Consider the following 24808-nt stretch of genomic DNA (forward strand, 5'->3'; position numbering starts at 1 on the left):
TCCTCTTTTTACCAATCCTTGACGTGGCGCACCATGCCGAACTCGGAACCGATGTATGCCCTGGTCAAGGGGGCCAGAAGCATGTGACTCAGACGCGTGAAGGGGATGGCCACGAGCAGGAGCTCGGCGCACAGCATGTGCAGGATGACCATGGTCATGTAGTCGCCCAGCTGATGGTAGGCGAGGACGCCCGTCACGAACGGCGAGGCCACGAGGGCGAGGAGGGCGAAATCCGTCCAGTCGGTGACATATTTGACTTCGGGCCGCACGACCCGGCGCACGCCGAAGAAGATGCAGGCGCCGATCACGGCAAAGGCGATGATGTCGGCCACGGCGTCGGGGATGGTCACCCAGCCGATGCCGAAGCCTTCCTCGATCATGATCTGGTGCGCGGACACGAAGATCAGCAACGCAAAGAAGGCGATGTGAAAGAAGAACGCCACGCCCGTGAAGACGGGGTGCAGCCTCATGTTCACGGTGTTGAACGGGATGGACCAGTTGATGATGGACCTGAGCCCGTACTTGAGGGAAACGTAGTTGAGAAGGACCTGGTCCTTCTGCCTGGCGACGCTCAGGGTCGACCAGATCTTCCAGATCGACCCCAGCGCGAAGATGGTCCACGCCGCCCAGGCCAGGGGGCCGGATACCAGCAAATAAATGTCCTGCATGTCGGGCCTCCTTATCCGATGATTTTTGCGACGGGTTCGACGATTCTCATGTACTTCCCGCCCGCGATGGCGCGAATGAGGACCTTGCTTCCATCCGGACTGAAGGTGGGATCGAAGCACTGGTCGAAGCCCTGGCCGTAGTCCTTGCCGTCCACCGCGATGGTGAACTTGCCCTTCTTCTCGACCCGGGCTGCGACATGCTTGCTGTCGGGGGAGAATACCGGGGCGAAGCACATGTCGTACTGGCCGCCCCAAGGCTTGTCGTCGGCGAAGACCGTCCACTTGCCGTCCTGCTTGCCCAGGGCGGCAAGGCGCTTTCCGTCGGGGCTGAAGGTCATGTCCATGACCATGTCGCCAAAGGTGGTGTTCCAGGGCTTGCCGTCCACGGCCAGGGTCCAGCGGCCGTATTCGGGGCAGACGATGGCGGCCAGCTTGTCGCCGGACGGGCTGAACTGCTGCTGCCAGGTCTGGAAGAACGACGGCTGCCAGATGACCTTGCCGTCCTGGGCCATACCCCATTTGCCGGACAGGCGCACCGGCGCCACCACCGATTTGCTCTTGGGATGGAACAGGGGCTCCCACACCTGGTTGAAGATGGCGTCCCAGGGCTTGCCGTCAACGACGATGGTGTAGTCGAACAGGTTCAGACGCACCTGCGCGGCCACGGACGAATTGTCGGCGCTGAAGCGCGGGCTCCAGGCGTTGACGAAATTGACGCCCCAGGCTTCCCCGTCCACGGCCACGGAAAAGATGCCGTCCTTGAACTTGAAGACTTCGGCCTGTCCCAGGGGGATGGTCTGCACCACGGCGGCGGATTTCTTTCCGTCGGCGCTCAGATGAAAATTGTTGGCGTTGGCGTAGAGGTTTTCCCAAGCCACGCCGTCCACGACCATGCCGTACGTCATGGAATCCGCGACGCAGCAGGCGATGACCGATCCATCCTTGGAAAACATGGTGTTGAACAGGAAGCCGTACGTCTCCTCCCACTGCTCGCCGTCGACGCACATGGTCCAGTCGCCCTGGTCGTTGGCCAGACCGGCCAGACGCCCATCGGGCGAGTACCGCAGATACCAGATACGCTCATACCTGGGTTCCCAGCACGATCCGTTGACGCAGACGCTGAATTCGCCCTCGCCGGTCTTGACGACTGCACCCACCTGCTCGCCGTCCGGGCTGGCCTGGTTTTCCTCCCGCCACTCAACGTCGCAGTCACATTCGGTCAGGTCGGCCACGGTTCTGGAGCCTACGCCCCAATCCCAGGCAGAATAGTCACTCATACACACCCTCCTTACCAACTTGGTTACGCCCAAAACTTGTCACGGTCGCCCGATGATAACGGCAGAAATCCGTCCCGGGTCCCGTCATTTCCTGTTATGAAATTACCCCTCCAGCACTGCTTTACTACCCAATTTTTTTTGTGATCCCGCTATCATGGTAATCAGAGTCTGTAAACACCATTTTCATTTCAGACTCTTTGAGTCTACAACTTTTCGGATTCACCTTGTACGAATATAACGCCACAACAACGCTGAACGAACGAATTCCGACTGGGCTTATCAATATTACATGCGATAGCAGCCAACAAACCAGAATTGTTGAAAACGACAGTGCGTTCCAGACGAATTGAGCGTCGACGAACACGCGTTGAAATGAAACAACCCGGTCAAGCCGGGTTATTCGGAGTGCGGAAGGGCCGAAAGAAAAAAGGCGGGTTTGGTCCGGCCGCAGGCTGCGGCAGACCGGTCAGAGGGAGTCGGACTTGTCCTCCAGGATATCGACGGGAGGCGCTGAAGGCAGGCCCTTGGGCGTATCGGCGGTGACGTCGATGGGCTTCGGCGAAACCACCGCGCCCTTGCTGTCGATCATGGTCCGTTCGTCGAGGATGGCGATCCCCAGACGGTCCATGACCTCGCGCTTGTAGTCGTATTCCATGTTCTTCTTGCGCAGCTTGTAGTTGAGCACCATGCGCACCACCCCGAAGATGGTGCCCGCGGCCAGCACGCAGCCAAGGCCGATGAGCAGGAACCGGGATGCGGCCTCGCCGAATCTGGCCAGAAAGTCCATGATGGCGCCAATGTTGTACACCACGCCGATCAGGGCCCCCAGGAGCAGAAGGGTCAGCAGAAACGGCAACTGGAAACAGAAGTTGGCGGTTCTGGCCAGCTTCCCGGCAAACCCTTCGAGCCCGTCCTCCTTGAAGACCGCCTGACCGCGCTGGCCGTAGAGAAAGGAATTGAAGGCCACGACCACGATCCCGGTGAGAAAGGTCAAGGCCACCGGCGCGGCGAAGGACACCAGGAAATAGGCTTTCCAGGGAAAGGGGACGTCGACGGGCTTGCCCGTGACCGCCACCTCGTCGATGCCCAGCTGGTAGACCCAGCAGACGAGGAAAATGAGCACCTCGACCACGATCAACAGCTGGATGTACCTCCTGAAGAGGTCCTTGATCTCGTAGTCGTCGAAGAGCGAGGCGACTCCCTTTCTTCTACCGCCGCTCTTGGTCTTCTGATTGTCCTGCATTGTATCTCCGTGTTGCGCCAGCCGTGGGCGGGCGGCAACTTCGCGTCTGAAATCCGAGTGTTCCGGTTCCTGTTGCGGCTGGACCGCGCCGTCACCGCCGCATCCGACGGCGAGGCACCCAGCTGGTTTCCGGCGCCAAGCCGCCGGACCGTCCTGAGGGTTGAGTTCCGCCCTGCTTCGGATTAGGCATGTGAGCTTCGTTCACGAATCCCAACAATAGCCTTAGCGGGTATTTCCATGAGCCATTTTGACATCATTGTCATCGGGGCGGGACCGGGCGGTTATGCCGCAGCTCTTCTCGCCAGTCAAAGAGGAAAAACTGTCGCCCTCATAGAAAAAGAACACCTCGGCGGGACCTGCCTGAACTGGGGCTGCATCCCCACCAAACTCTACCTCGGCGCCACTGCGCCCCTTGAGGGGCTGCACGCCCAATCCAGGCTGCGCCTGTGCAGCGGGTCCATCGCAGTTGATATGCCCGCGCTGAAAAAACGCAAGGGCGCCTTCGTCTCGGCCACGCACAAGGCCATGTCCTCCCGCCTCGAAAAAGACGGCGTGGCCCTCTTCCGGGGCGCGGCCGAGCTGACCGGGGCCACGACCTTGCGTGTCGCCGGCGAATCGGTGCGCGAGCTGTCCTTCTCCGCGCTCGTCATCGCCACCGGCTCCTCATCCAACTGGTTCCCCGGCCTTGAGCCGGACCACGAGCGCATCCTCGACTCCACGGACCTGCTTGATCTGGAAGAGGCGCCCGAGAGCCTGGCCGTCATCGGCGCCGGGGCCATCGGCCTGGAAATGGCCGACTTCTGGAACCGCCTGGGAACGCGCATCGACCTCGTCGAAGCCGCGCCGCGCATCGCCCCGGCCGAGGACGAGGAGATCGCCCAGACCCTGCACGGCATGCTCAAACGCAAGAAGTGGAACATCGTCACGGGCAAGCGCGTGGCAGGCATCGTAAACGAAGGGGATGCGGTGCTGACCCGTCTGGAGGACGGCACGGAGATCCGCAGCGCCAAGGCCCTCGTGGCAGTGGGCCGCAAACCCAACACGGTCGGGCTCGGACTCGGGACCGCCGGAATCGACACGCGCGGAGGGGGCTGGATCGCCACCGATGATTGCCTGCTGGCCGCGCCGAACATCTACGCCATCGGCGACGTCAACGGCCGCACCCTCCTGGCCCATGCCGCCGAACACCAGGGGCACTACGCCGTGCGCCACGCCCTAGGCGAAACGACCGCGCCCTACGAGACGGGCCCCATGCCGGGCTGCATCTACGGTTCCATCGAGGTCATGCGCGCCGGCGCCACCGCCGCCGAACTCGCTGCCGCAGGCAAACCCGTCCAAATCTCCCGCGCCAACCTCGGGGCCAACCCCATCTCCCAGGCCCACGGCCAAGCTCAGGGTCTGGTCAAGGCCGTGTGGTCCGACGGCGTGCTGCAGGGCCTGAGCGCCGTGGGGCACGGAGCCTCGCATCTGGTCACCCTGGCCGAGATCATGGTCCGCGACGGCTGGACCCGCACCACGGCGCACGAGCACATCTTCGCCCACCCGACCCTGGACGAGGCTCTGCGCGACGCCCTGACCGCCCCCCTGGAGGACAAGTGAACCAGGGCCCGTTCCGCGTCCGGCGGCCCCTGGTCCTGGCCTCTGCCTCGCCCCGCCGCCAGGCCTTGCTGGCCGAGCAGGGGCTGCATTTCGAGGTCGTCCCCAGCGCCGTGAAGGAGCCCGCGCCCGAACCCGGCGAAGCCCCGGCCGACTACGCGGCCCGCATGGCCCGCATCAAGGGCGCCGACATCGCCGCCCGCCATCCCGACAAGATCGTGCTCTCGGCCGACACCATCGTGGTCCGGGGATCAAGCATCCTCGGCAAACCGCAGGATCGCCGCGAGGCCGTCGACATGCTTTCGTCCCTGTCCGGCGGCTGGCACGAGGTCATCACGGGTTTCTGCGTGCTGTGCGAACGCGACGCCCTGACCGTCTGCCGCACCGTGACGACCAGGGTGCACATGGCCGCCAACTCCCCGAAAATGCTCGCGGCCTACGTGGCCACGGGCGAACCCATGGACAAGGCCGGCGCCTACGGCATCCAGGGCATCGGCGCCTTCCTCGTGGACGAGGTGCAAGGTTCCTACACCAATGTAGTCGGTTTGCCCCTGCGTTCGGTCCTGAACATCCTCCTGGAAATCGGAGCCATCGGAGTGGCCGATGCCTGAAACCAAACCCGAACCACTCTCCTCCCGGCTGGCGACCCAGTTGGCCACCCTCGGCCCGGCCGGGCGCATGCCCAAGGCCCCGGGCACGTGGGGCTCCCTGGCGGCCGCCGCCGCGGCCCCCGTTCTGTTCCTGCCCCTGCCCCTCTGGGCGCGCCTCGCGGTCCTGGCCGTCCTCTTTCCCGTCGGAGCCTGGTGCGCCGGACGGACCGAAAAGTGCCTGTGCTGCAAGGACCCGTCCTGCGTGGTGGTGGACGAACTGTGGGGGCAGTGGATCGCCCTGCTCCCCCTGAGCGCCGCCGAACCGCTGTGGATCATCCCGGCCTTCCTGCTCTTCCGCCTCTTCGACATCGCCAAGCCCTGGCCCGTGCGGACCTCGGAGCGCTGGCTGCCCGGTGGCTGGGGCATCATGATCGACGACGGGCTGGCCGGCCTGTACGCCCTGCTCGTCCTGCTGATCTGCCGCGCCCTGTTCTAGGCCATGGCGTCCACGCTCCCGCCGCTGCCGCCGCTGCCCATTGACGCAGTCCTCCCTGAGCTGTCTCAAGCCCTGCGCACGGACACGGCCTGCGTGATCCACGCCCCGCCGGGCAGCGGCAAGACCACGCGCATCCCCCTGGCCCTCATGGACGCCCCCTGGGCCGCCGGGCGCAAGATCCTCATGCTCGAACCCAGGCGCCTGGCCGCGCGCGCCGCGACCCGCCACATGGCTGGCCTCATGGGGGAGAAGGCCGGGGAGCGCGTCGGCTACCGCACGCGCCTGGACATCCGGGTCTCGTCCTCAACCCGTGTCGAGGTCGTGACCGAGGGCATCCTGACGCGCATGCTGCAGCACGACCCGGAACTCATGGGCTACGCCTGCGTCATCTTCGACGAATTTCATGAAAGAAGCCTCCAAGCCGACCTGGGTCTGGCCCTGTGCCTCGAAGTCCGCGCCGCCCTGCGACCCGACCTGCGCCTGGCCGTCATGTCCGCCACCCTCGACGTGGAGGCCGTGGCCGCGCTCCTGGCCCCGTGCTGCATCCTGTCCTGCCCGGGACAGGTCCACGCGGTGGAGACCCGCTACCTGCGCCTGCCCGAACGCTTCATCGAAGAACGCATGGCCCGCGCCGTATCCCTGGCTCTGGCCACGGAAACGGGAAGCATCCTGGCCTTTCTGCCCGGAGCGCGCGAAATCCGCCGCACGGAGGAACTCCTCGGCGCGCCCCCGCCAGGCGTGGAAATCCACCCGCTCTTGGGCGCACTGACCGCGGCCGAGCAGGACAGGGCCATCGCCCCGCCCCCGCCCGGAACGCGCAAGGTCGTGCTGGCCACGGCCATCGCCGAAACCTCCCTGACCATCGAGGGCGTGCGCGTCGTCATCGACAGCGGCCTGGCCCGCCTGCCCCGCTTCGACCCCAGAAGCGGCATGACGGTCCTGGTCACGGAGCCCGCCTCCCTGGCCACCGTGGCCCAACGGCAGGGCCGCGCCGGACGCACGGAGCCGGGCGTGTGCCTGCGCCTCTGGGACCCGGCTGACGAGGTCAGCCGCAAACCCTTCCCCGCCCCGGAAATGCTGGAGGCCGACCTCACCCCCCTGGCCCTGGACCTGGCCCTGTGGGGCGCAGCCTCCCCCGCGGACCTCGCGTGGCTGACCCCGCCACCGGCCGGAAATTTCCAGAGTGCCAGACGCCTCCTGCGGGAACTCGGCGCCCTCGACGACGCAGGACGCATCACAGCCCACGGCCGCGACATGGCCGCCCTGCCCCTGCACCCGCGCCTGGCCCACATGGTCCTCGCAGCCAAACGCATCGGCCACGGCCCCACCGCGGCCCACCTGGCCGCCATCCTGGGCGAACCGGGCCGCATCATGCGCTCCTCCCCGGACCTGCGCGAAGCCGTGCGGCCGCGGGGGCTCTCCGACACGCTGCGGGCCTCCATGGAGCAGATCACCCGGCTCGCCTCCGTCAAACCCGGACCCGTCGACCCCGAAGCCGCCGGCCTCCTGACTTCCCTGGCCTACCCCGACCGCATCGCACGCCGCCAAGAGGACGGGTCCTACCGCCTGACCAGCGGCCGCAAGGCCGTCTGGCCGGGACCGAGCACCCTGTCGGGCCACGAATTCCTGGCCGTGGCGCAACTGGACGGCAGCGCCGATAACGCCCGGATCTGGCAGGCGGCCCCGCTCTCATGGCAGGAACTGCACGAACATTTCGGGGATCTCATGCGCTTCGAAGACGAGGTGCGCTTCGACCCGCTCCTCGACCGCGTAATCAGCCGTCGCAAGCTGATGCTCGACGCGCTCTGCCTGCGGGACGAGCCCCTGGCCGCCGACCAGGATGCCGTGACCAGGGCCCTCCTGGCCGGGCTCAAAGACGTCTCGCGCCTGCCCTGGGATGACCAGAGCCGCGCCCTGCGCGACCGCGTGCGCTTTCTGCGCAGCCTCGACGAGACAACCTGGCCCGACCTGTCCGACGCCGCCCTCCAGTCCTCCCTGACCGACTGGCTCGGACCCTTCGCCGCCGGCGCGCGCTCCACGGCCGACCTCGCCCGAGTCCCGCTCCTGGAGGCCCTGAAAAACCTCATCGGTTGGGAAAAACTCAAACACCTGGACCGCCTGGCCCCGGAACACCTCGACGTCCCCTCGGGTGCCCGCCGCCGCGTCGACTACTCGCCGGAATCCGGCCCCGTCCTGCCCGTCAAGCTCCAGGAAATGTTCGGCTGCGCCGACACCCCCACCCTGGCAGGCGGCCAGTACCCCCTCGTCCTGCACCTGCTCTCCCCCGCCGGCCGATCCCTGCAGGTCACCCGCGACCTGCCCTCCTTCTGGAAAAACGGCTACCCCCTCGTGCGCGCCGAAATGCGCGGCCGATACCCCAAACACCCCTGGCCCGAAGACCCCGCCACCGCCATGCCCACGGCCAAGACCAAAAAGGCCATGACGCCGAGATAAGAATGCCTCCGGCGGGCAGGGGACTCGCCCCCTGCACCCCCATTCATCTCTTTCTCTCCTCACACCCTTCCGCCCCGCCTCAAGCGGTCCGTCGCGGGCCGGGCAAGGGCTGTCGGCTGTCTGACCGAGCCAGGCATCGTTTGTTTCCCGGCCGCCAAACGCTCAACGCGTCGCCTCCTGCCCGAAGCTCAAGGCCGGGAAGCATTACGAGGCCCGCGAGGAAGTTCCGGCAGCCCTTGCCCGGCCCGCGACGGACCGCGACTCCCGAAAAAGGCAGCTCATAATACTGATAACGCCCAATATCACTCCCTAGCATCACGCATTACCTTCTCCACTACAAGATTGTTTGACGCCCTCAGAGACGGGGGCAGGACACTGCAATGCGGGAGGTCAAATTGATGGAGGTCATGAATGCCTGCGACGCGCTCCGACGTGTCGAAAAACCGGATGCGCTTCTGCAGGAAGCCCGCGACAAAGGGTGCGCGGTCTGGCTGATTCTGGACCCTCTGTGCCACCAGGAGGCCCTGGCCCAACTGTACGAAAATGAGCCCGACGCGGAAAAAACCATCCTATTCCTGAAAACCACGCTGGCGGAATCAAGCGAGATTTCTCCCCGGCTTGCGGCCCTTTCCCTGGATTCCCCCATGGAGCGTTGGATCAACGATTCCATGGCATCAGGATGGGGGTTCTATTTCACTTCGGACGCCCCCTTCTCCGAAATACTCGCCCATCTGCGCAGCCTGGTCTTCATCAAGAGGGGTGGGAAACGGGTCATCTTTCGCTTTTGGGATGGACGCATACTTACACGCATCTGCCAAGGCATACCCGAGGACATCCCCTCGCTGCTGGGGCCCATCCGCCGCATCCTGACCCAGGACGAAGGAGACGGGTGGATCTGCATCGACAGGGACGGGGACGCGTACATGGCGGAAGCGCATCGTCCGGGAACGGTCCTGCCCAGCCCCTGGTACGCCTTCACGGACCGCCACGACCGGCTTTTCCACGACAAGCGCCCCGGGATCGTCGCCCGGAACATCGTCGAGTCCCTGTTCAATGAGAAAATGGAGCATGGCCTCGCCCTGCCGCCAAACGAGGCGCTCTCGACCTTTGTCACCCGCCACGTGAACCGTGGCCTGGCCCTGGGGCTGTGGGGGGTGGAGGCCTTGGAGCTCTTTGTCCGCTGCTGCCTGCGTCACGGCGAGTGTTTCCCCGACGCACAGGCCATGCCGGTCCTTTCCCCCCTTGCCCGCACCCCGCTCGACGAAGACGCGGCCGTGGCCGTCATGCGCCGATTCTGCAACCAGGGAGGTTCCCATGTCTGACCCAGGAATGCTCGTGGGCTGCCCCAAGGTGAAGCGAGTCGGCTTTGCCCTGGAGACACAGGGCAGCGAGCCGCCTGTCGCCGTCCCCGAAACGGTAATGCATACCTTCAGCGTCGCGGCCGATGGCGACCGACAGGAACTGGGGCTGTTCCAGACCGTGGTCTGGCTGGGCCCCGAGGACGACCCGCAGGCCACGACCGAAGGCTACCCATGGCGCGACTACACCTACGCCCAGACAACGACGGTGCACCAGACGGGCGACCTCGATTACGTCCCCATTCTGCCGAGCGGAAAAGGCGGCCGACCATGACAGCGGGCCAAGCAGACACCCAAGGCGGCCCCGCCGCCAGCCCAAGGGCCAAGTCCCGTGCGCACCGCCATGCACTGTGCCTTCTTGCCATCCTGACACTTCTTCTCGCCGGAGGTTGCCAAACCATGCAGCACACCAAAACCAGCCAGCCACCCCTGCCCGTAACCCTCTACCCCGTGGGGCGCTTCCTCTTCCCCGTGCCCAAGGGGCTGGAGTTCCAGGGCAGGTTTATAAAGATCAACCACATGACCATCGAGGAAACGGACTGGGACTCCGGGGACCGCGCACAGCAGTTCCGGGACATGTGGGAACCGGTCCGCGACGAGGCCAGGAAGCACTACGACGTTTACAAGAACACGCCCGTCGTCCGCGGCGGGTTCGTCCAGGAGGACGTCAGCGAGCACTTCGGGCACCCGGCCGTCCTGCTCTGCTACTCGGCCCAGAACGGCGCGCACTGGGTCGACACATTCGTGGCCATGCCGGACTGGATTCTGCGCATCAAGGAGGAGACCGCCTATGAGATCGGCAAGGAATGCCTGGGCGATTTGAAAGGGACGACCCTGGACTTTTTCAGGCACTACCACACGGACAGGTCAAATCTACCGGCTGACTTGTTCTGGACGGGGAGGGGGTGGGTGCAGGGTATGGAGACGCGGGATGAGGACGCCAGAGCTTCAGCAATCTTACCCGCCACAGAAACCACACCGCAAATATCGCTGCGCCTCAGGGCGTACATGATCGCAACTCCGGATGAACCAGCCAAATCGATCACTTCGATTCGAAGAATACTCGATGGGAATAACATTGATCTCAAACTCCTCCGTTCACGCCAACGCCCCTTCGAGGGGATGCCTGGTCTGGAGGAAGTCTATATCCTCTCCGCATACGAATGCGGTGAATACCGATCGACTCTCTATACCCAGTGGGCCATTGAAGTAGAAGCCAAAAACCCACAAAGACCTGCGATCTACCTGGAGATGAGCTGCAACGCCGCTGCTCAGGACGAGGCCCTGTGCATCTGGGATGCAGCCATTAATAATTTCACATCAATCCAGGCATGGAACGCCAAGATGAAAGGAGAAAGATGATGCATAACGACAAACCTAAAATCCCCTACGATGACCCCCTCCGGCACAGGAAGACCCCGCGGGAAATGCTCAAGGAACCGATTTGCACGGAATGTGAGGCATGCCGGGACAACATCATCCAGATCCAACGCGATACCATCGCCGTCATCTTCGTGCCCGGCATCATGGGCTCAAAGCTGAAGGATCCCAAGAATGCACCCGTCTGGAATCCTGACAGTAGTTCGTTCATGGCGGGACTATACATGAAAGCAACACCTTATGATCGTTACAAACTCCTCATCGGGCAACCCTTGACCGTCATGCACGAAGTCACCAAGGATCACGCCGACTACCCCAAAGCCGAAGAACGCGGCTGGGGGAGCGTAGCCTGGAGCTTTTACGGGGACCTGCTGACATCCATCCAGAACTGGGCGACGCACCTCAAGGTACTGCTGGACCTGCCCGTCTATGCCTTTGGCTACAACTGGCTGGAGTCGAACCGCGTGTCCGGGGAGAGACTGCGCGAATTCATCCACACCATCAAAGCCGAAAAGGTCATTCTCGTGACCCACTCCATGGGCGGTCTGGTGGCGCGCTGGGCCTTGGGCGGCGATGACGCCGGGGACGTCGCAGCAAAGGTCCTCGGCGTCATCCACGGCGCGCAGCCCGTGCACGGCGCCCCGGTGGCCTACCGGCGCATGATCGCCGGCCAGGAGGTGGACGGCTTCTTCAACATCCTGGGCATGCTCGGCGCCAAGGTTCTCGGGCCCGACGGTCCCTCCATCACCGCCATTTTCCCACACGCCGAGAGCGCCCTGGAGCTCCTGCCCAGCCAGCACTACCGCACCAACGACGGCAGGCGGGAATGGCTGCACGTCCAGGATCCAGGCTCTCCGGACGGCCTTCAGTCCTACCCCAAGGCCGACCCGTACAGGGAAATCTACGCCAGAAGCAGCCATAGCGACTTCTGGGGCATGATCCACGGCGATTGGTTCCAACCGGAACCGTTGGACCGGGAGGCCCTGGGCCGCGTGTTTCATGGCGAGGTGACAGAGGCGGATCCCGGGTCAGAAACACGGGCCAGGATATTTCTGAACAGGCTGGAGGCGGTCCGTAATTTCCACGCGGCAATCGGCGACTACAGCCATCCGCGCACCATGCAGCTCTTCAGCAGCGGAAGACACAACACCTGTTCGGAAGTGAGCTGGCTGGCCAGGGACATGACCCTGACCGTGGCGCGCCGCCCAGACGACATGCGCGGGGACAGGGAACTGAGGGACAGGTATTTCGCCCTGCGGCACATCCCGGGCATCCTGGAACGCAGCAGGGGCGACTACAGTGAAGTCCGCTGGGTCGAGGCCGACGGATCCCACGGAAATACGGTGCCCTGGGACACGCCCTTTGCGGAACTGGACAGGGGAATCAGGGAAGGACGGCGGCTCATCCTGCTACGAGTGTCAGACTTCGGAGACACGGAACCGGGCATGGCCGACAACTGCAACCTGGGCGACGGCACGGTGCCGCTCAGTTCAGCGACCGGCCTCCAGCCGGATTGCACCACCTGGGGAGGCGCAACGCACACCCTTCCGTTCTGGCAAAACGCTTGGCACTGCATGATCGCCACCGGTTGTCCCACAAACGCGAAACATTCGGGATTCTTCGACCAGAGTTCCATCCAGGCCACCATCAACACCATCCACACCCTCTGTCTGGGATGGCTCCGGGAAGAGTACGACTAAAAGCACGGACTGCTTTCCTGCGCTGGACGATGGGACGAAGGAGATTGGAGTGCAGGGGGCCCCCCCTGCACTCCATGCACATCTTTCTTTCTACACGCACTTCCGCCCCGCCTCAAGCGGTCCGTCGCGGGCCGGGCAAGGGCTTTCGGCTGTCCGACCGAACCAGGCATCGTTTGCTTCCCGGCCGTAAAACGCTCAACGATCCCCCTCTGCCCGAAGCTCAAGGCCGGGAAGCATTACGAGGCCCGCGAGGAAGGTCCGGCAGGCCTTGCCCGGCCCGCGACGGATCGCGACTCCCGCCCACCGAAATGAAAAATCCCCGCCAAGGCGGGGACTCTTCACATCGCACAAACATATTGAACCGAAACCATCACCTCTTGCGCAATTGCCTCTTGTCCCCGATGCGCATGGTGATCTTCTCCTTGTCCAGGTACTCCAGGACCGGGATGGCGAACTTGCGGGTCAGCTCCGTCAGGTCGCGGAAATCCTGCGGGCCCATCTCCTGATTGGATTCGAAGAAGCCCCGCACGCGGGCGATGATATCGTCCATGGCCGTCTTGGCATAGTAGAACTCCTCGCTGACCTTGATGAGCACGCCCTCTTCCATCAGCAGGCGGTACATCTGGGCCACGTCCTTGGCGGCCAGCCCGTTCTCCTCCAGAAACGCCTTGGTGGTCGGCGGCATGAGGCCTGCCTGAGTGTAAGCCGACTCCATCAGCGCCCGCAGGCCCGACTGGTCCGAGGCCAGGGAGACCACGTGGCCCGGCAGGCGCAATGTGTCGCCTTCCAGGACCACCTGGCCGGACTTGACCAGCCGCTCCACCAGGAAGTGGACCAGCTTGGGGTGCATGCCCCGGCCAAAGCCCGAGAGGAGTTCGGCCCGGGACAGCCCCTGCCGCATGGGTTCGCGTTTGTGGTACTCGCCGAGGTAGGCCAGACACTCCGCGCCCAGGGTTTCGAGGACGTCGGCGCCGACATAGCGCTTGTCCTCGCGGTCGAACTGGAAGGCGAGCTGCCGGCCGCCCAGGAGCTGCAGGGTCTTGTCCAGGAGCTTGGACTCCATGTCCGTCATGATGCGCAGTTCCGCCACGGTCAGGCCCGTGCGGCCGGCCAGGCGCAACTGGGCCAGGAGGAGTTCCTCGCCGCCCATGGCGCCCAGGGAGTTCAAGGTCTCAAGCTCGCGGGAGTGGCGTTTGACCTTACGGCCCAGGGGGTTGACGATGCGCCCGCCGGCAACTGTCTGCAAAGGCGAGAAGGAGCGCACGATGCAGCGGTCCCCGAACACGCCGGGCAGGGGCGTGGGGAATCGCACCTGGCAGACGGCCGTCTCGCCGGGCTCCAGCTTGTCGCGGTCGAGGAAGAAGAGGCGCGCCAGGACCTCGCGCGAGCCGTGATGGAAATGGACCTCGGTGCGGTGCTTGAGGGGGTTGGGCGACGACGACAGGCAGGTCATCTCCACGTCCCAGACCAGAGACGGGAAGAGGGTCTGGGGATGGGCCAGGACCTCGCCGCGCTCAAGGTCCGCCACCTCCAGGCCGTAGAGATTCACGGCCGTGCGCTCGCCGGCCCGGGCCGTGTCCGTGGTCACGCCGTGGACCTGCAGGCCGCGCACCTTGGAGCGATGCCCCGAGGGCACGATCTCGATCTCCTCGCCCAGGCGCAGGACGCCGGAAATGGACGTGCCCGTGATGACCGTGCCGTGGCCCTTCATGGTGAAGACGCGGTCCACGGGCAGGCGGAAGAGGTCCGAGCGGCGGTCCGGGGAGAACGTCGTAGCCAGCTCCAGGATGGAGGCGCGCAGCTCGGGCAGGCCCGCGCCGGTGTGGGCCGAGACGGGCATGATGGGCGCGCCCTCCAGGAACGTGCCCTGCAGGTAGGCGCCGACTTCCTCGCGCACCAGTTCGAGCCACTCCTCCTCGACCATGTCCGTCTTGGTCAGGGCCACGAGCCCGGCCCGGATGCCGAGCAGCGAACAGATTTCCAGATGCTCGCGGGTCTGGGGCATGATGCCCTCGTCGGCGGCGATAACCAGCAGCACGAAGTCGATGCCCGCCGCGCCGGCCACCATGTTCTTCACGAACCGCTCATGGCCCGGCACGTCGATGACGCCCAGGCGGATGTCCGGAGTCAGGTCCAGGTATGCGAAACCCAGTTCGATGGTGATGCCGCGCTTCTGCTCCTCGGCCAGCCGGTCGCAGTTGATGCCGGTCAGGGCCTTGATGAGGCTCGTCTTGCCGTGGTCGATGTGCCCGGCCGTTCCCATGATGACAGGCATGCCGTCCTCCTAGCTGACTGTTGAAAAATTCAAAATTCGCAGGCCGTTCAAAAATGGTGAGATGCAAGGAAGCGGAAAAAGCCAGGACGCGCAGTGTACTCTCGCATACATAAGCGGTCTGGCTTTTTTCGCTGACGCAGCAGATCGCCATTTTGGGGCGGCCTGCTAGCTGCGGTAAAATGCTGAGTAGGCCTGGACCGTCGCGTACAGGTCCGCCTTGGAGCTGATCTCGAAGGGGCTGTGCATGGACAGCACGCCGGGGCCGAAATCGATGATCTCCATGCCGTAGACGGCCAGGTCCTTGGCCACGGTGCCCCCGCCGCCCTCGTCGACCTTGCCCATTTCGGCCATCTGCCAGGGGATGTCCTCGGCCGCGAGCAGGGCCCGGAACCAGGCCACGTACTCGCAGTCGGCCTCGCTGGCCCCGTACTTGCCGCCGTGGCCCGTGAACTTGGAAAAGACCGGGCCATGGCCCAGGAGGGAGGCGTTGTGCTTGTCGTGCACGTCCTGGTAGTCCGGGTCCAGGGGGCAGTGCACGTCGGCCGACACGGCCTTGGTCCGGCCCAGGACGTGGCGCAGACGGGTCTGCGGCTCCCAGGCGTCGAGGACGTCCTCCAGGGCGTGCTCCATGAAACGCGACTTGGCGCCGGTCGCGCCGTCGGAGCCGATCTCCTCCTTGTCGAAGAGGAGCAGAACCTGAGTGTGCTCCCCGCTCGGCGCGTCTAGGAAAGCCTTGACCGCCGTGAACACGCACAGGCGGTCGTCCTGACCGTAGCCGCCCAGAAGGGATCGGTCCAGGCCGACGTAGCGCGCCCGGCCCGCGGGCACGACCTGCAGTTCGGCGCTGAAGAGGTCCTCCTCGCCGATGGCGTAGCGCGCGTGAAGGAGTTCAAGGACCTTCTGCCTGACCTTGGCCTCCTCACCGGCCGTGGCCGGTTCGTGGCCGAAGGCCAGGTTCAGCTTTTCGCCGACGAAGGCCTTCTCCACGGTCTCCTCACGCTGCTTGCGCGCCAGGTGGGGCAGCAGGTCCAGGACCGTGAACACGGGATCGGACTCGTCCTCGCCGATGCAGACCGGGATGACGCGGCCGTCCAGGGCCACCACGGTGCCGTGCAGGGCCAGGGGCCTGGCCAGCCACTGGTATTTCTTGATGCCGCCGTAATAGTGCGTCTTCATGAGGGCCACCTGACACTCCTCGTGCAGCGGGTGCTGCTTGAGGTCCAGGTGCGGCGTGTCGGCGTGGGCGGTGACAAGCCGCAGGCCCTGCGCCATGGGCGCGCGCCCCCTCCGGGCCAGCAGCACGGCCTTGGAACGGAAGGGAATCATGGCCAGGCCGTTTGACAGCCCTGCGGAAAATCCCGCGGCCGCGCCCTGCTCGAGAACCCAGGCGACGGTCTCCCGCTCGGTCTTGCACCGCGTCAGGAATTCGAGAAACTCATCGGCCAGCGCGTCCATCCGCGCCCTGTCGCCGTCCGAACCGTAGCGCTCCCAGCAGTTCTTCGCCGTGTACTTCAAGACCTCGTCCATCGCGTTCTCCTCGAAAATCCATTCAACAGAAAAAAAGGGAGCGGAATCGCTTCCCGCTCCCCACGAACCCGAAAACCGTCAGGCCTCAGCCCATCTTCTCGAAGTATTCCTTTTCCGCACCGCACTTGGGGCAGACCCAATCTTCGGGCAGGTCTTCGAAAGCGGTCCCCGCCGGAATGTTGTTGTCGGGGTCGCCTTCAGCCGGGTCGTACACGTAACCGCACGGGCATTCCCATCGTTCCATGGCCATGGTCGCCTCCATCGGAGTTGAAGTGAACGGGTTGAAATCCTTAAAGGACCTAGCTCTTCTTCTTCAAGGCCTTGGCCAGGACGTCGCCCAGGGAGCCCATGTCCCCGCCTGCCTGGGGCTTGTAGCCCTTCCAGTCGGAAACCTCGTCCTTTTTCCCGGTGCCCAGGCTGATCTTGCGGTCGCGCAGGTTTACGCTCTCGATGCTGACCACGACCTTGTCGCCGGCCACGAGCTTGTCATACTTCACCTCGCCCTCGGCCTTGGCCATGACGGACTGGGGCAGAAGCCCGGTCACGCCCGGCTCCAGGTTGACGAAGAGGCCGAACTGCTGGCGCTTCTCGACGGTGCCCTCGAAGGTCTGACCCACGGGGTACTTGTCGGACACGGTCAGCCACGGGTCGCCCTCGGCGTCGCGCATGCTGAGCGAAATGCGCTGCTTCTCGACATCGACCTGCTTGATCACGGCCGCGACCATGTCGCCGACCTGGACCACGTCGCCGGGCTTGTGGATGCGTTTGGCGTAGCTCATCTCGCTGACATGGACCAGGCCCTCGATGCCGGGCGCGATCTCGACGAAGGCGCCGAACTCCATGAGCTTGACGACCTTGCCCGTGACCTTGTCGCCTTCCTTGAAGCGCTCGGACACAGTCTTCCACGGGTCGTCCTGGGCCTGCTTGATGGACAGGGACAGACGGGTCTCGCCGGGCTTCTTGCCGGCGCTGGTGCCGAGGTACTTGACCCGCACGCGGTCGCCCACTGACAGGGCCTCCTCGGGGCTCTGGATGCGCGCCCAGGAGATTTCGGAGATGTGCACCAGGCCTTCCACACCCGGCACAAGCTCGACGAAGGCGCCGAAGGCCGCCAGGCGGGTCACGGTGCCCTCGACCACGTCGCCGGGCTTGACGCCGTCGAAGAACTCGGCGCTGGCCTGCTGCTGCTCCACCTCAAGCAGGGCGCGGCGGGAGACGACGATGTTGCGTCCGCCCTCGGTCAGCTTGGTGATGCGGAACTGCAGGGTCTGCCCGACGTAGTCCTCGGGGTTGGCCACGTAACGCGAGTCGATCTGGGACACGGGGCAGAAGGCGCGGCGCTTCATGATCTCGACATGGAAGCCGCCCTTGATCTGCTCCCTGACCTTGCCCTCGACCGGAACCCCTCCCTCGTAGGCGTCCTGAAGCATGTTCAGCCCGCCGGCGCCAGTCAGCGCCTTGGACAGACGCACGCTGTCGTCGGTCAGGCCCACCACGTAGAGCTCCAGCGTGTCGCCTTCGGCCACGGTCAGTTCGCCGGCGTCGTTCAGCAGTTCCTCGCGGTCCACAATGCCGTCCACGGACGCGCCGCAGTCGACAAACACCGACTTCTGGCCGATGGAGATGACCGTTCCGGATACCTTGTCCCCTGCCTTGAGGGCTGCCTTGCGCTGGGATTCGTAGGAGGCGAACAGCTCGGCAAAATCTTCGCTCATGTTTGATTACCTTACTTCAACGTCTTGCGTCATTCAAAACGGGTAATGGAGTTGATGGACACCTGGTCGGCGGGTGCGTGTTCGTGGTCGCCCTGGGCTTTGACCCGGACTTTTTCAATTTTCTTGACCACATCCATCCCGTCAATGACCTGACCGAAAACGCAGTAGCCGAACTCGCCCTCGCCCTGATGATCAAGGTCCGGGTTGTCGACCGTATTGATGAAAAACTGGGCGCAGGCACTGTGCGGGTCCGCGGTGCGGGCCATGGCCACGGTGCCTTCGAGGTTCTTGAGGCCGTTTGCGGCCTCGTTGGCGATGGGCGCCTTGACCGGCTTCTCGCGCATCATGTTGTCGAGGCCGCCGCCCTGGACCATGAACCCCTTGACGACCCTGTGAAACAGGGTGCCTACGTAGAAATCCTCATCCACATAACTCAGAAAATTGGCCACGGTCTGCGGGGCCTTGTCCGCGAAGAGCTCGACCAGGAATTCCCCCTTGGTCGTGTCCACCAGGACCACCGGATTACTCATTCCTTCCTCCAGAAAATGGTCTCAACAAAAACGGAGCATAAAAATATACGGCTCCGGGCCGTTTGGCAAACCCTTTGCCGCTGTCCCCGAACGCCGGGCACCACCCGCCAAAGCCGCATGGTGCCGGACCGGCCGCAACCCGCCGGGACAGCGGGGCCGCGTGCAAAACGCTTTTTCAGGCGCGAAGGATCATTGGGTCTTGCCCTTGCGATACCCGCTCTTGAAATCGCCGGCCGCGTTCTCGACGCTCTTGACCGTCTTCCCGGTCCATTCGCCCATGGTCGAACAGCCAGCGCCCAGGAAGGCTATCAGGCACGCCACGACAATCCAACATCTCCACATGGTGGACCTCCCGTCCCAATCGCCGGTCGTATCGGAAGCGCGACCCTTCATTTTTCCTCCGGCTGGCAGCGTCTGTCGCACAGCCCGCCCACCTTCCAGCCGTCAAAGGAGGCATGATCCTCCCGCGGCTCAACGTGGATGGTGATCTGCGCCCCGGGCAGGACGGCGCGAATGCCTTCCTCCACGCCGCAGCAGAGGTCGTGGGAATGCTGCACCGTCATGGAGCCCGGAACGAGCAGGTGGAAATCGACAAACCGCACCGCACCGGCCCTGCGCGTCCGCAGGGCGTGATATTGAGTCCCTTCCCCCGCCACCTGCCCGATGGCATCGATAATGGCATCGACTTCGCGGGGCGGGAGGCCTTCGTCCATGAGACCGGCCACGGAGCGGCGCACGAGGGAAACGCCGGTCCAGACGATGTTGACGGCCATGATAAAGCCCAGCACCGGGTCCAAGATCTGCCACGATGGGGGTGCGAAGAGCATGACTCCCAGGGCGGCCACCAGCCCGGCCGAAGTCCAGACATCCGTCAACAGGTGCTTCGCGTCGGCCTCGAGCACGATATTGTCGTACTCCCTGGCGGCGCGGAGCATGACCTTGGCGGCGATGAAATTCACGGCCCCCGCAGCGGTGGCCACGACGATGCCCGTCCCGAGGGCTTCCAGGGGCTGGGGGTCGAGAAACCTCTGCACCGAGGCGTAGGCGATGCCCACCGCCGCGACGCAGATCAGCGCGCCCTCCATGCCGCTCGACAGGTATTCGGCCTTGCCGTGTCCGTAGGCATGGCAGTCGTCGGCGGGCCTGTGGGCCGCGATGATGGCCAAAAGCGCGATGACGCCGGCCGTCAGGTTGACCACGGACTCCACGGCGTCGGAAAAGAGGCCCACGGAACCCGTCAGGAAAAAGGCCCCGAACTTCAGGGCCATGGTCAGGACCGAAGCGCCGATGGAAAGATAGGCATATCTGCGGGCGTGGATCTGCACAGCGGACCTCGACTAGATTTCCGGCGCCCCGGAAGGGATCAGGCACAAAAAGGTCAACTGCTCCGAACCCGCGTTGCGGATCTGGTGCTCCTCCTCGCCCGGAACGAAAACCGCGTCGCCGGGGCCCACCGGCACCCATTCGCCCGCCCGGAAAACCTCGCCCTGGCCGGCGTGGAAGAAGATTTCGTGTTCCCAGGCATGGGTGTGACGCGGCGTGTGACCGCCGGGGGCGAGGTCGAAGCGGCGCATGCAGAAATTCGACGCGCCGTCGCTGTGGCCGATGACCACCCGTCCGGTGACGCCGCTGGCCGGACCGGAATTGAAGTGGACCGGTTCTGGGGCCGTGGTGGATATGATTTTCATTGTCGTTGCCGTCCTTAGATCAAGAAATTGTTTGCGTTCAGTAATTCCAGACGTCGAAGAAATTGAAGCCGATGAGCACGTGCACGTCCTTGCGGGCAGACAGAAGCACGCTCCCGCGCACCGGGCTGAAAGAGAACATGCCGTTGTCGAGCATCCAGAAATCGTCAGGCGCGTCCTGGACGATGGCGAAGGAGTGGCGCCGCCCGGCAAACTCCACCGAGACCACGCCCAGCGCGTCGTCGGGAAAGCCCGCGTCGCGCAGCCGGTGCATGATGGCGATGGACTGGTCCAGGCTGATGCCCCTGCCCTTGTCCAGTGTCACGGAGGACGGCCGCCACAGATCGCCCAGCTCATGCTTGATCTCCAGGAGCGTGCGGCGGTGGATGCGGCGCATGAGAGCCAGGTCCACGGTGCCTTTCAAGGCCTTGACCGGGCGGTCGTTCTCGAAAGTCATGGACTCCATCTGCGTCTTCTGCCATGTGCAGACGTCGTCGTACAGGGGGCTGTTGCGCACGCGGTCGTTGCGCACGAAAGGACGCTTCCCTGGCCGCAGCGCGTATAACCAGCCGCGAACCGTCGAGAGCGTGTATCCGAACCAGTATTTCAAAACATGCATGACGTTCTCCTGCCTGTCGGTGAACGCCTCTTATTCAGGATTGGGCCTTCCTTTGTCAATTTGCGCAGTCATCTACGACGCCCCCCTCCTCGTTGACAAACAGCCCGGGCCCTCATATTGATTGGGTATTCAATTTAATACGTTACGACGAGCTCATCTCTCGGGGCTGTTCATGGCACCGGAAATTTGCCGCCAGCATCATCAGGAGAACGGGAACACACCATGGCCACCGGACCGACCAAGAAGGAATTGCTGCTCAAGGCCGCCAAGGAACTTTTCAGCGAACACGGGTATTCGGAAACGACCTTCAAGAAGATTTCCGACCGTGCCGGCGTCGCGCTGGGGTTGCTCACGCACCATTTCGGCAACAAGGAGAAGCTCTTTCTGACGGCCGGGCTCGACGTGCTGCACGAGCTCATCCAGACCATCAAGACCAACCTCCAGGGAGTGCCCAACGGCCTCGAAGCCGTCCGCATCTTCGCCAACACCTACTTCGACTTCGCCCGCAACCCCCGGCAGGACTTCATGGTCCTCGTCCGCTGCTCGCCCTTCAGCGACCTCAAGACCACCGAGGACAAGGAGTTCATGGTCCGCACCTTCTCGGAACTCTACGACGTCCTGCGGGACTGCGTGGAACTCGGCGTGAAGGACGGCACCATCCGCCCCGTCGACCCGCAGCGCGCCTCCGTGGTGGTCTTCTGCAACCTCGTCGGCGGCATCAGGCACGGCCTGCTCACGCCCTACGGCGACGACAACCTCTTCGACGACATCGTCGAATTCGTGATCTACGGCCTCAAGGCCCGGTAGGCCGATCCTGCGGACGCGACTTTCCCGTGGCATTTCGGTTAACGGGCGTATATGGTGGGCGGGCATCTTCCCATCGACGGAAGATCGTCCCATGCGTCCAAAGCAGGAGGCATCCATGCCGGAAAAACGAAATTCGCAGCGAACCGCATGTCTCGAAGAGTGTCTCGTGCGGCGATATCCCGTCGACTCGGCGTCATGCCGGTCACGAATCCTGAACTACAGCCAGAGCGGCATCAAGATCGAGACCGAATGCCCGTTGCGCAACGACGAGCACATCAAGATCTGCGGCCTTGGAATTGCCTCCGACGCGATGGTGGCCGGACTGGGCCAGCGTGTCGGCAAGGTGCGCTGGTGCTCTGCCGGACCGCCGCCCGACACGGGTCTCTATGAGGCGGGCGTCACGGTGATCGGCGGCGTTTCCGAGAACGCCGACCGGCGAAACTCCCCGAAATAGCTCCGCCGCGGCGGCTGTCCCATGTCCGGCCGTCAGCGACGCCGGTCCTGAAAACAAGTGCTTGAGCTTGGGCGCGGACGAAGCTAGGGTGCATGACTGTTTCGGCGGGCGACTCAAAGATCCGTCCTCCGGACGGGCATCCGAGTGCCGCCCTCGCCAAACCTCAACGCCACGCAAGGACGCATGACCAGAAAGAGAAGAAACACCCACCGCAGGCAGTCCAACATCTTTCGCCAGCACTCCAAGAAGTCGTCCCGCGCTGCGCTGCCATTTCTCGCTTTCCTTGGAATCCTGATCATCGGCGGCGCCATCGCCTTCAACTTCCTGGCTCCCGAGGAAATCCAGTCGAGCATCGACTACAGCGCCATGGGCGTCGCTGCTCGACATGACGTCCAGCCCTCGGAAAACGCCGAAACGCAACCCCTCGACCCGCGTGAACTCCCGGTGGCGGAAGCCCCGCGCGAACCTGAAATCACCCGCATGACCGGCATCATCAAGAACGGCGACACGCCGTCGTCCCTGCTCGAAGGCTGCATGGCCCTGCCGGAGATCTACAACCTCTGCAACGAAAGCAAGAGCGTCTACCCCCTGAACAACCTCAGGGCCGGGCAGCCCTGGACCATGATCTATTCCGGAGACGCCCTCGTCGGGCTGGAGTACGAAATCGACTCCGAGGAGCGCCTCGTCGTCTCCATGACGGACGGCGAGTTCGAATTCCGCCGCGAGGCCATCCCCTACGAAATCGAGACCAAGACCGTATCCGGCGTCATCGAAAGCAGCCTCTTCGGCGCCATCGGCCAATCCGGCGAGAGCGACGAACTCGGCATCCGGCTGGCAAACGTCTTCGCCTACGACGTGGACTTCACCCGCGACCTGCGCCAGGGCGACAGTTTCAAGGCCATCATCCAAAAAAGATACCGGGAAGGGAGCTTCGTCGGCTACGGCCCCCTCGTCGCGGCCAGCTTCACCAACCAGGGGCAGACCTTTTACGCCTACAGCTACACCGACAAGGGCGGGAACTCCGCCTACTACGACCAGAACGGCCGCCCGTTGCGCAAGGCCTTCCTGAAGTCGCCGCTGCCCTTCACCCGCATTTCCTCGGGCTACACCATGAGCCGCATGCACCCCATCCTGAAGTACCGCCGTCCCCATCAGGGCATCGACTACGCCGCGCCAGCGGGTACGCCCATCAGCACCGTGGCCGACGGCATCGTCGCCCAGGCCGATTCCAACGGCTCCCAGGGCAAGTTCGTGCGCGTCATCCACAGCAACGGCTACGAGACCATCTACAACCACATGAGCAAATTCGCCCAGGTCTCGAAAAAGGGGGCCAGGGTGAAGCAGGGCCAGGTCATCGGCTACGTCGGCAGCACGGGCTACGCCACGGGGCCGCATCTGGATTTCCGCATGCGGCAGAACGGCAAGCTCGTAAACCCGCTCAAACTCAAGGTCATGCCTGCCGACCCCATCGCCAAAAAGGAAATGCCGAATTTCAAGGCCGCCATCGCTGCCTGGAAATCGCAGCTCGAAGAACCGGTCCAGGCCGCCTCACTGAGTCAACCGACATCCACCGTGCAGTAACCCAGACTGCCCCGGTCCGGCGCGCCGCCTAGGCCGGCGCGCCCGGCACCACGCGGGCCAGGCAGACTTCCCTGCCGTGCTCCTCGCCCGACATGGCCACCCTCACTCCCCCCTGCCCGTCCTTTTCGTGACGAATCGCAACACCGTCGCCTGCCATGACCTCGCGGGCGTGCCGGATGCGGACGAAACGCACACATCGGCCGCCGATGCCGAACAGTTCGAGATGGTCGGCTATCCAGTCCACGTACCGCAGATTGTTCATGTGCCCGAGGGCGTCGATATCGCTGATGCGGACGATCCTGCTTTCCGACGGCGCGGTTTCCGCGGGCGCGTCCAGGTCTGGCAACGGCTCGCCGAACGCCGGGGCGGGCAGAAGGTCCCACGGCAGCGAGAAAAAGGACTCGGCCTTGCGCGGCCTTCGGCTCTCGAGATCCAGCCCGAACCATGCGCTGGTCCCCAGGGCGACCACCCGCCCCCCGCCATCGAGAATCCGGTAGTCGCGATGGCACAGCAGGCGCTCGGCATGCGTCGGCCAGGTCTGAATCCGCAGCGTCTCGCCCAGGGCGGGGAAACGCATGACCTGCATGGCCTGCTCGCGCAGAACCCAGGCAATGCCCTGGCGCCCCAGGGTCGTAATGCCGAAGCCGAGGCGCTCGGCGTGGCGTCCCGCGCATTCCTGCGCGAAGCGGCACAGGGCGGTGATGGTGCATTCGCCCGCAGGGCCGGTGTGGTGCAGCTGCACCGTCTTGTCCTGTTCGAAGAGATAGCCGTCGAAAGTCTTCATGGCATGTCCTTGCAACATTTTTTGTCCAGCGCAGGTAGCCCGTTTTATCGGCGGCGGCAAGAATCGAAA

The 24808-nt window shown here is 64.2% G+C and carries 24 protein-coding genes; 11 read left to right on the forward strand and 13 right to left on the reverse strand.

Annotated features, from left to right (window positions below; translation table 11 throughout):
• Nucleotides 1-8: 8 nt before the first annotated feature.
• From tmcC to ACYQ3G_RS13820, 3 genes are all read right to left on the reverse strand, one after another.
• Complete coding sequence (gene tmcC, locus ACYQ3G_RS13810; RefSeq protein WP_028578279.1) at nucleotides 9-668, reverse strand: TmcC family electron transfer complex membrane anchor subunit; 660 nt, start codon at nucleotides 666-668, stop codon at nucleotides 9-11.
• 11 nt (nucleotides 669-679) lie between these two features.
• Complete coding sequence (tmcD, locus tag ACYQ3G_RS13815; RefSeq protein ID WP_459826539.1) at nucleotides 680-1945, reverse strand: electron transfer complex subunit TmcD; 1266 nt, start codon at nucleotides 1943-1945, stop codon at nucleotides 680-682.
• Between the two features lie 466 nt (nucleotides 1946-2411).
• On the reverse strand, nucleotides 2412-3188 hold the full coding sequence (locus ACYQ3G_RS13820) for a hypothetical protein (protein ID WP_459826541.1): 777 nt from the start codon (nucleotides 3186-3188) through the stop codon (nucleotides 2412-2414).
• Nucleotides 3189-3425: 237 nt separating this feature from the next.
• On the opposite strand from ACYQ3G_RS13820, the gene ACYQ3G_RS13825 reads away from it, so the two are divergent.
• The 8 genes from ACYQ3G_RS13825 (at nucleotide 3426) to ACYQ3G_RS13860 (ending at nucleotide 12762) form a co-directional block, all read left to right on the forward strand.
• Entirely contained in the window at nucleotides 3426-4787 is a 1362-nt protein-coding gene (locus ACYQ3G_RS13825; protein ID WP_459826543.1) for a dihydrolipoyl dehydrogenase family protein, read from the forward strand.
• Complete coding sequence (locus ACYQ3G_RS13830; RefSeq protein ID WP_459826545.1) at nucleotides 4784-5395, forward strand: Maf family protein; 612 nt, start codon at nucleotides 4784-4786, stop codon at nucleotides 5393-5395. Before ACYQ3G_RS13825 ends, ACYQ3G_RS13830 begins: the two co-directional genes overlap by 4 nt.
• A complete protein-coding gene (locus ACYQ3G_RS13835) occupies nucleotides 5388-5870 on the forward strand; it encodes a phosphatidylglycerophosphatase A family protein (protein WP_459826546.1) in 483 nt (160 codons plus the stop codon). The genes ACYQ3G_RS13830 and ACYQ3G_RS13835 overlap by 8 nt, the downstream gene beginning before the upstream one ends.
• Nucleotides 5871-5873: 3 nt before the next feature.
• Entirely contained in the window at nucleotides 5874-8324 is a 2451-nt protein-coding gene (gene hrpB, locus ACYQ3G_RS13840) for an ATP-dependent helicase HrpB (protein WP_459826547.1), read from the forward strand.
• A gap of 398 nt (nucleotides 8325-8722) precedes the next feature.
• Nucleotides 8723-9646 carry a DUF4123 domain-containing protein gene (locus ACYQ3G_RS13845; protein ID WP_459826549.1) on the forward strand — a complete coding sequence of 308 codons (924 nt, stop codon included), beginning with the start codon at nucleotides 8723-8725 and terminating at the stop codon, nucleotides 9644-9646.
• The gene (locus ACYQ3G_RS13850; protein ID WP_459826551.1) at nucleotides 9639-9956 is read left to right on the forward strand and encodes an MBL fold metallo-hydrolase; all 318 of its coding nucleotides are present in this window, start codon (nucleotides 9639-9641) and stop codon (nucleotides 9954-9956) included. Before ACYQ3G_RS13845 ends, ACYQ3G_RS13850 begins: the two co-directional genes overlap by 8 nt.
• Before the next feature lie 125 nt (nucleotides 9957-10081).
• Nucleotides 10082-11044: a hypothetical protein gene (locus ACYQ3G_RS13855; RefSeq protein WP_459826553.1), complete on the forward strand. Its 963-nt coding sequence runs from the start codon at nucleotides 10082-10084 to the stop codon at nucleotides 11042-11044.
• Complete coding sequence (locus tag ACYQ3G_RS13860) at nucleotides 11044-12762, forward strand: esterase/lipase family protein (RefSeq protein ID WP_459826555.1); 1719 nt, start codon at nucleotides 11044-11046, stop codon at nucleotides 12760-12762. The genes ACYQ3G_RS13855 and ACYQ3G_RS13860 overlap by 1 nt, the downstream gene beginning before the upstream one ends.
• A gap of 370 nt (nucleotides 12763-13132) precedes the next feature.
• Here ACYQ3G_RS13860 and selB read toward each other — a convergent pair whose 3' ends face one another.
• The 9 genes from selB to ACYQ3G_RS13905 form a co-directional block, all read right to left on the reverse strand.
• Complete coding sequence (gene selB / locus ACYQ3G_RS13865; RefSeq protein ID WP_459826557.1) at nucleotides 13133-15037, reverse strand: selenocysteine-specific translation elongation factor; 1905 nt, start codon at nucleotides 15035-15037, stop codon at nucleotides 13133-13135.
• A 165-nt stretch (nucleotides 15038-15202) separates the two neighbouring features.
• Nucleotides 15203-16564 carry an aminopeptidase gene (locus tag ACYQ3G_RS13870; protein ID WP_459826559.1) on the reverse strand — a complete coding sequence of 454 codons (1362 nt, stop codon included), beginning with the start codon at nucleotides 16562-16564 and terminating at the stop codon, nucleotides 15203-15205.
• Between the two features lie 85 nt (nucleotides 16565-16649).
• Nucleotides 16650-16808, reverse strand: coding sequence for a rubredoxin (locus tag ACYQ3G_RS13875; protein WP_028578292.1), 159 nt, complete (start codon nucleotides 16806-16808; stop codon nucleotides 16650-16652).
• 55 nt (nucleotides 16809-16863) lie between these two features.
• Nucleotides 16864-18279: a 30S ribosomal protein S1 gene (locus ACYQ3G_RS13880; RefSeq protein ID WP_459826561.1), complete on the reverse strand. Its 1416-nt coding sequence runs from the start codon at nucleotides 18277-18279 to the stop codon at nucleotides 16864-16866.
• 29 nt (nucleotides 18280-18308) lie between these two features.
• On the reverse strand, nucleotides 18309-18809 hold the full coding sequence (locus ACYQ3G_RS13885; protein WP_459826563.1) for a peptidylprolyl isomerase: 501 nt from the start codon (nucleotides 18807-18809) through the stop codon (nucleotides 18309-18311).
• Nucleotides 18810-18998: 189 nt separating this feature from the next.
• Complete coding sequence (locus ACYQ3G_RS13890) at nucleotides 18999-19130, reverse strand: hypothetical protein (protein WP_459826565.1); 132 nt, start codon at nucleotides 19128-19130, stop codon at nucleotides 18999-19001.
• Nucleotides 19131-19198: 68 nt separating this feature from the next.
• Nucleotides 19199-20134, reverse strand: coding sequence for a cation diffusion facilitator family transporter (locus ACYQ3G_RS13895; RefSeq protein ID WP_459826567.1), 936 nt, complete (start codon nucleotides 20132-20134; stop codon nucleotides 19199-19201).
• Nucleotides 20135-20146: 12 nt separating this feature from the next.
• The gene (locus ACYQ3G_RS13900) at nucleotides 20147-20497 is read right to left on the reverse strand and encodes a cupin domain-containing protein (RefSeq protein WP_459826569.1); all 351 of its coding nucleotides are present in this window, start codon (nucleotides 20495-20497) and stop codon (nucleotides 20147-20149) included.
• A gap of 37 nt (nucleotides 20498-20534) precedes the next feature.
• Nucleotides 20535-21113 carry a hypothetical protein gene (locus tag ACYQ3G_RS13905; RefSeq protein ID WP_459826571.1) on the reverse strand — a complete coding sequence of 193 codons (579 nt, stop codon included), beginning with the start codon at nucleotides 21111-21113 and terminating at the stop codon, nucleotides 20535-20537.
• A gap of 222 nt (nucleotides 21114-21335) precedes the next feature.
• On the opposite strand from ACYQ3G_RS13905, the gene ACYQ3G_RS13910 reads away from it, so the two are divergent.
• From ACYQ3G_RS13910 to ACYQ3G_RS13920, 3 genes are all read left to right on the forward strand, one after another.
• Complete coding sequence (locus ACYQ3G_RS13910; protein ID WP_028578298.1) at nucleotides 21336-21920, forward strand: TetR/AcrR family transcriptional regulator; 585 nt, start codon at nucleotides 21336-21338, stop codon at nucleotides 21918-21920.
• A 115-nt stretch (nucleotides 21921-22035) separates the two neighbouring features.
• Nucleotides 22036-22374, forward strand: a complete 339-nt coding sequence (locus ACYQ3G_RS13915; protein ID WP_459826573.1) for a hypothetical protein — start codon at nucleotides 22036-22038, stop codon at nucleotides 22372-22374.
• A gap of 183 nt (nucleotides 22375-22557) precedes the next feature.
• Nucleotides 22558-23955 carry a M23 family metallopeptidase gene (locus tag ACYQ3G_RS13920; protein ID WP_459826574.1) on the forward strand — a complete coding sequence of 466 codons (1398 nt, stop codon included), beginning with the start codon at nucleotides 22558-22560 and terminating at the stop codon, nucleotides 23953-23955.
• Between the two features lie 28 nt (nucleotides 23956-23983).
• Here ACYQ3G_RS13920 and ACYQ3G_RS13925 read toward each other — a convergent pair whose 3' ends face one another.
• The gene (locus ACYQ3G_RS13925; RefSeq protein WP_459826576.1) at nucleotides 23984-24739 is read right to left on the reverse strand and encodes an acyl-[acyl-carrier-protein] thioesterase; all 756 of its coding nucleotides are present in this window, start codon (nucleotides 24737-24739) and stop codon (nucleotides 23984-23986) included.
• Nucleotides 24740-24808: the final 69 nt, after the last annotated feature.

The sequence above is a fragment of the Desulfomicrobium salsuginis genome, assembly GCF_054657795.1.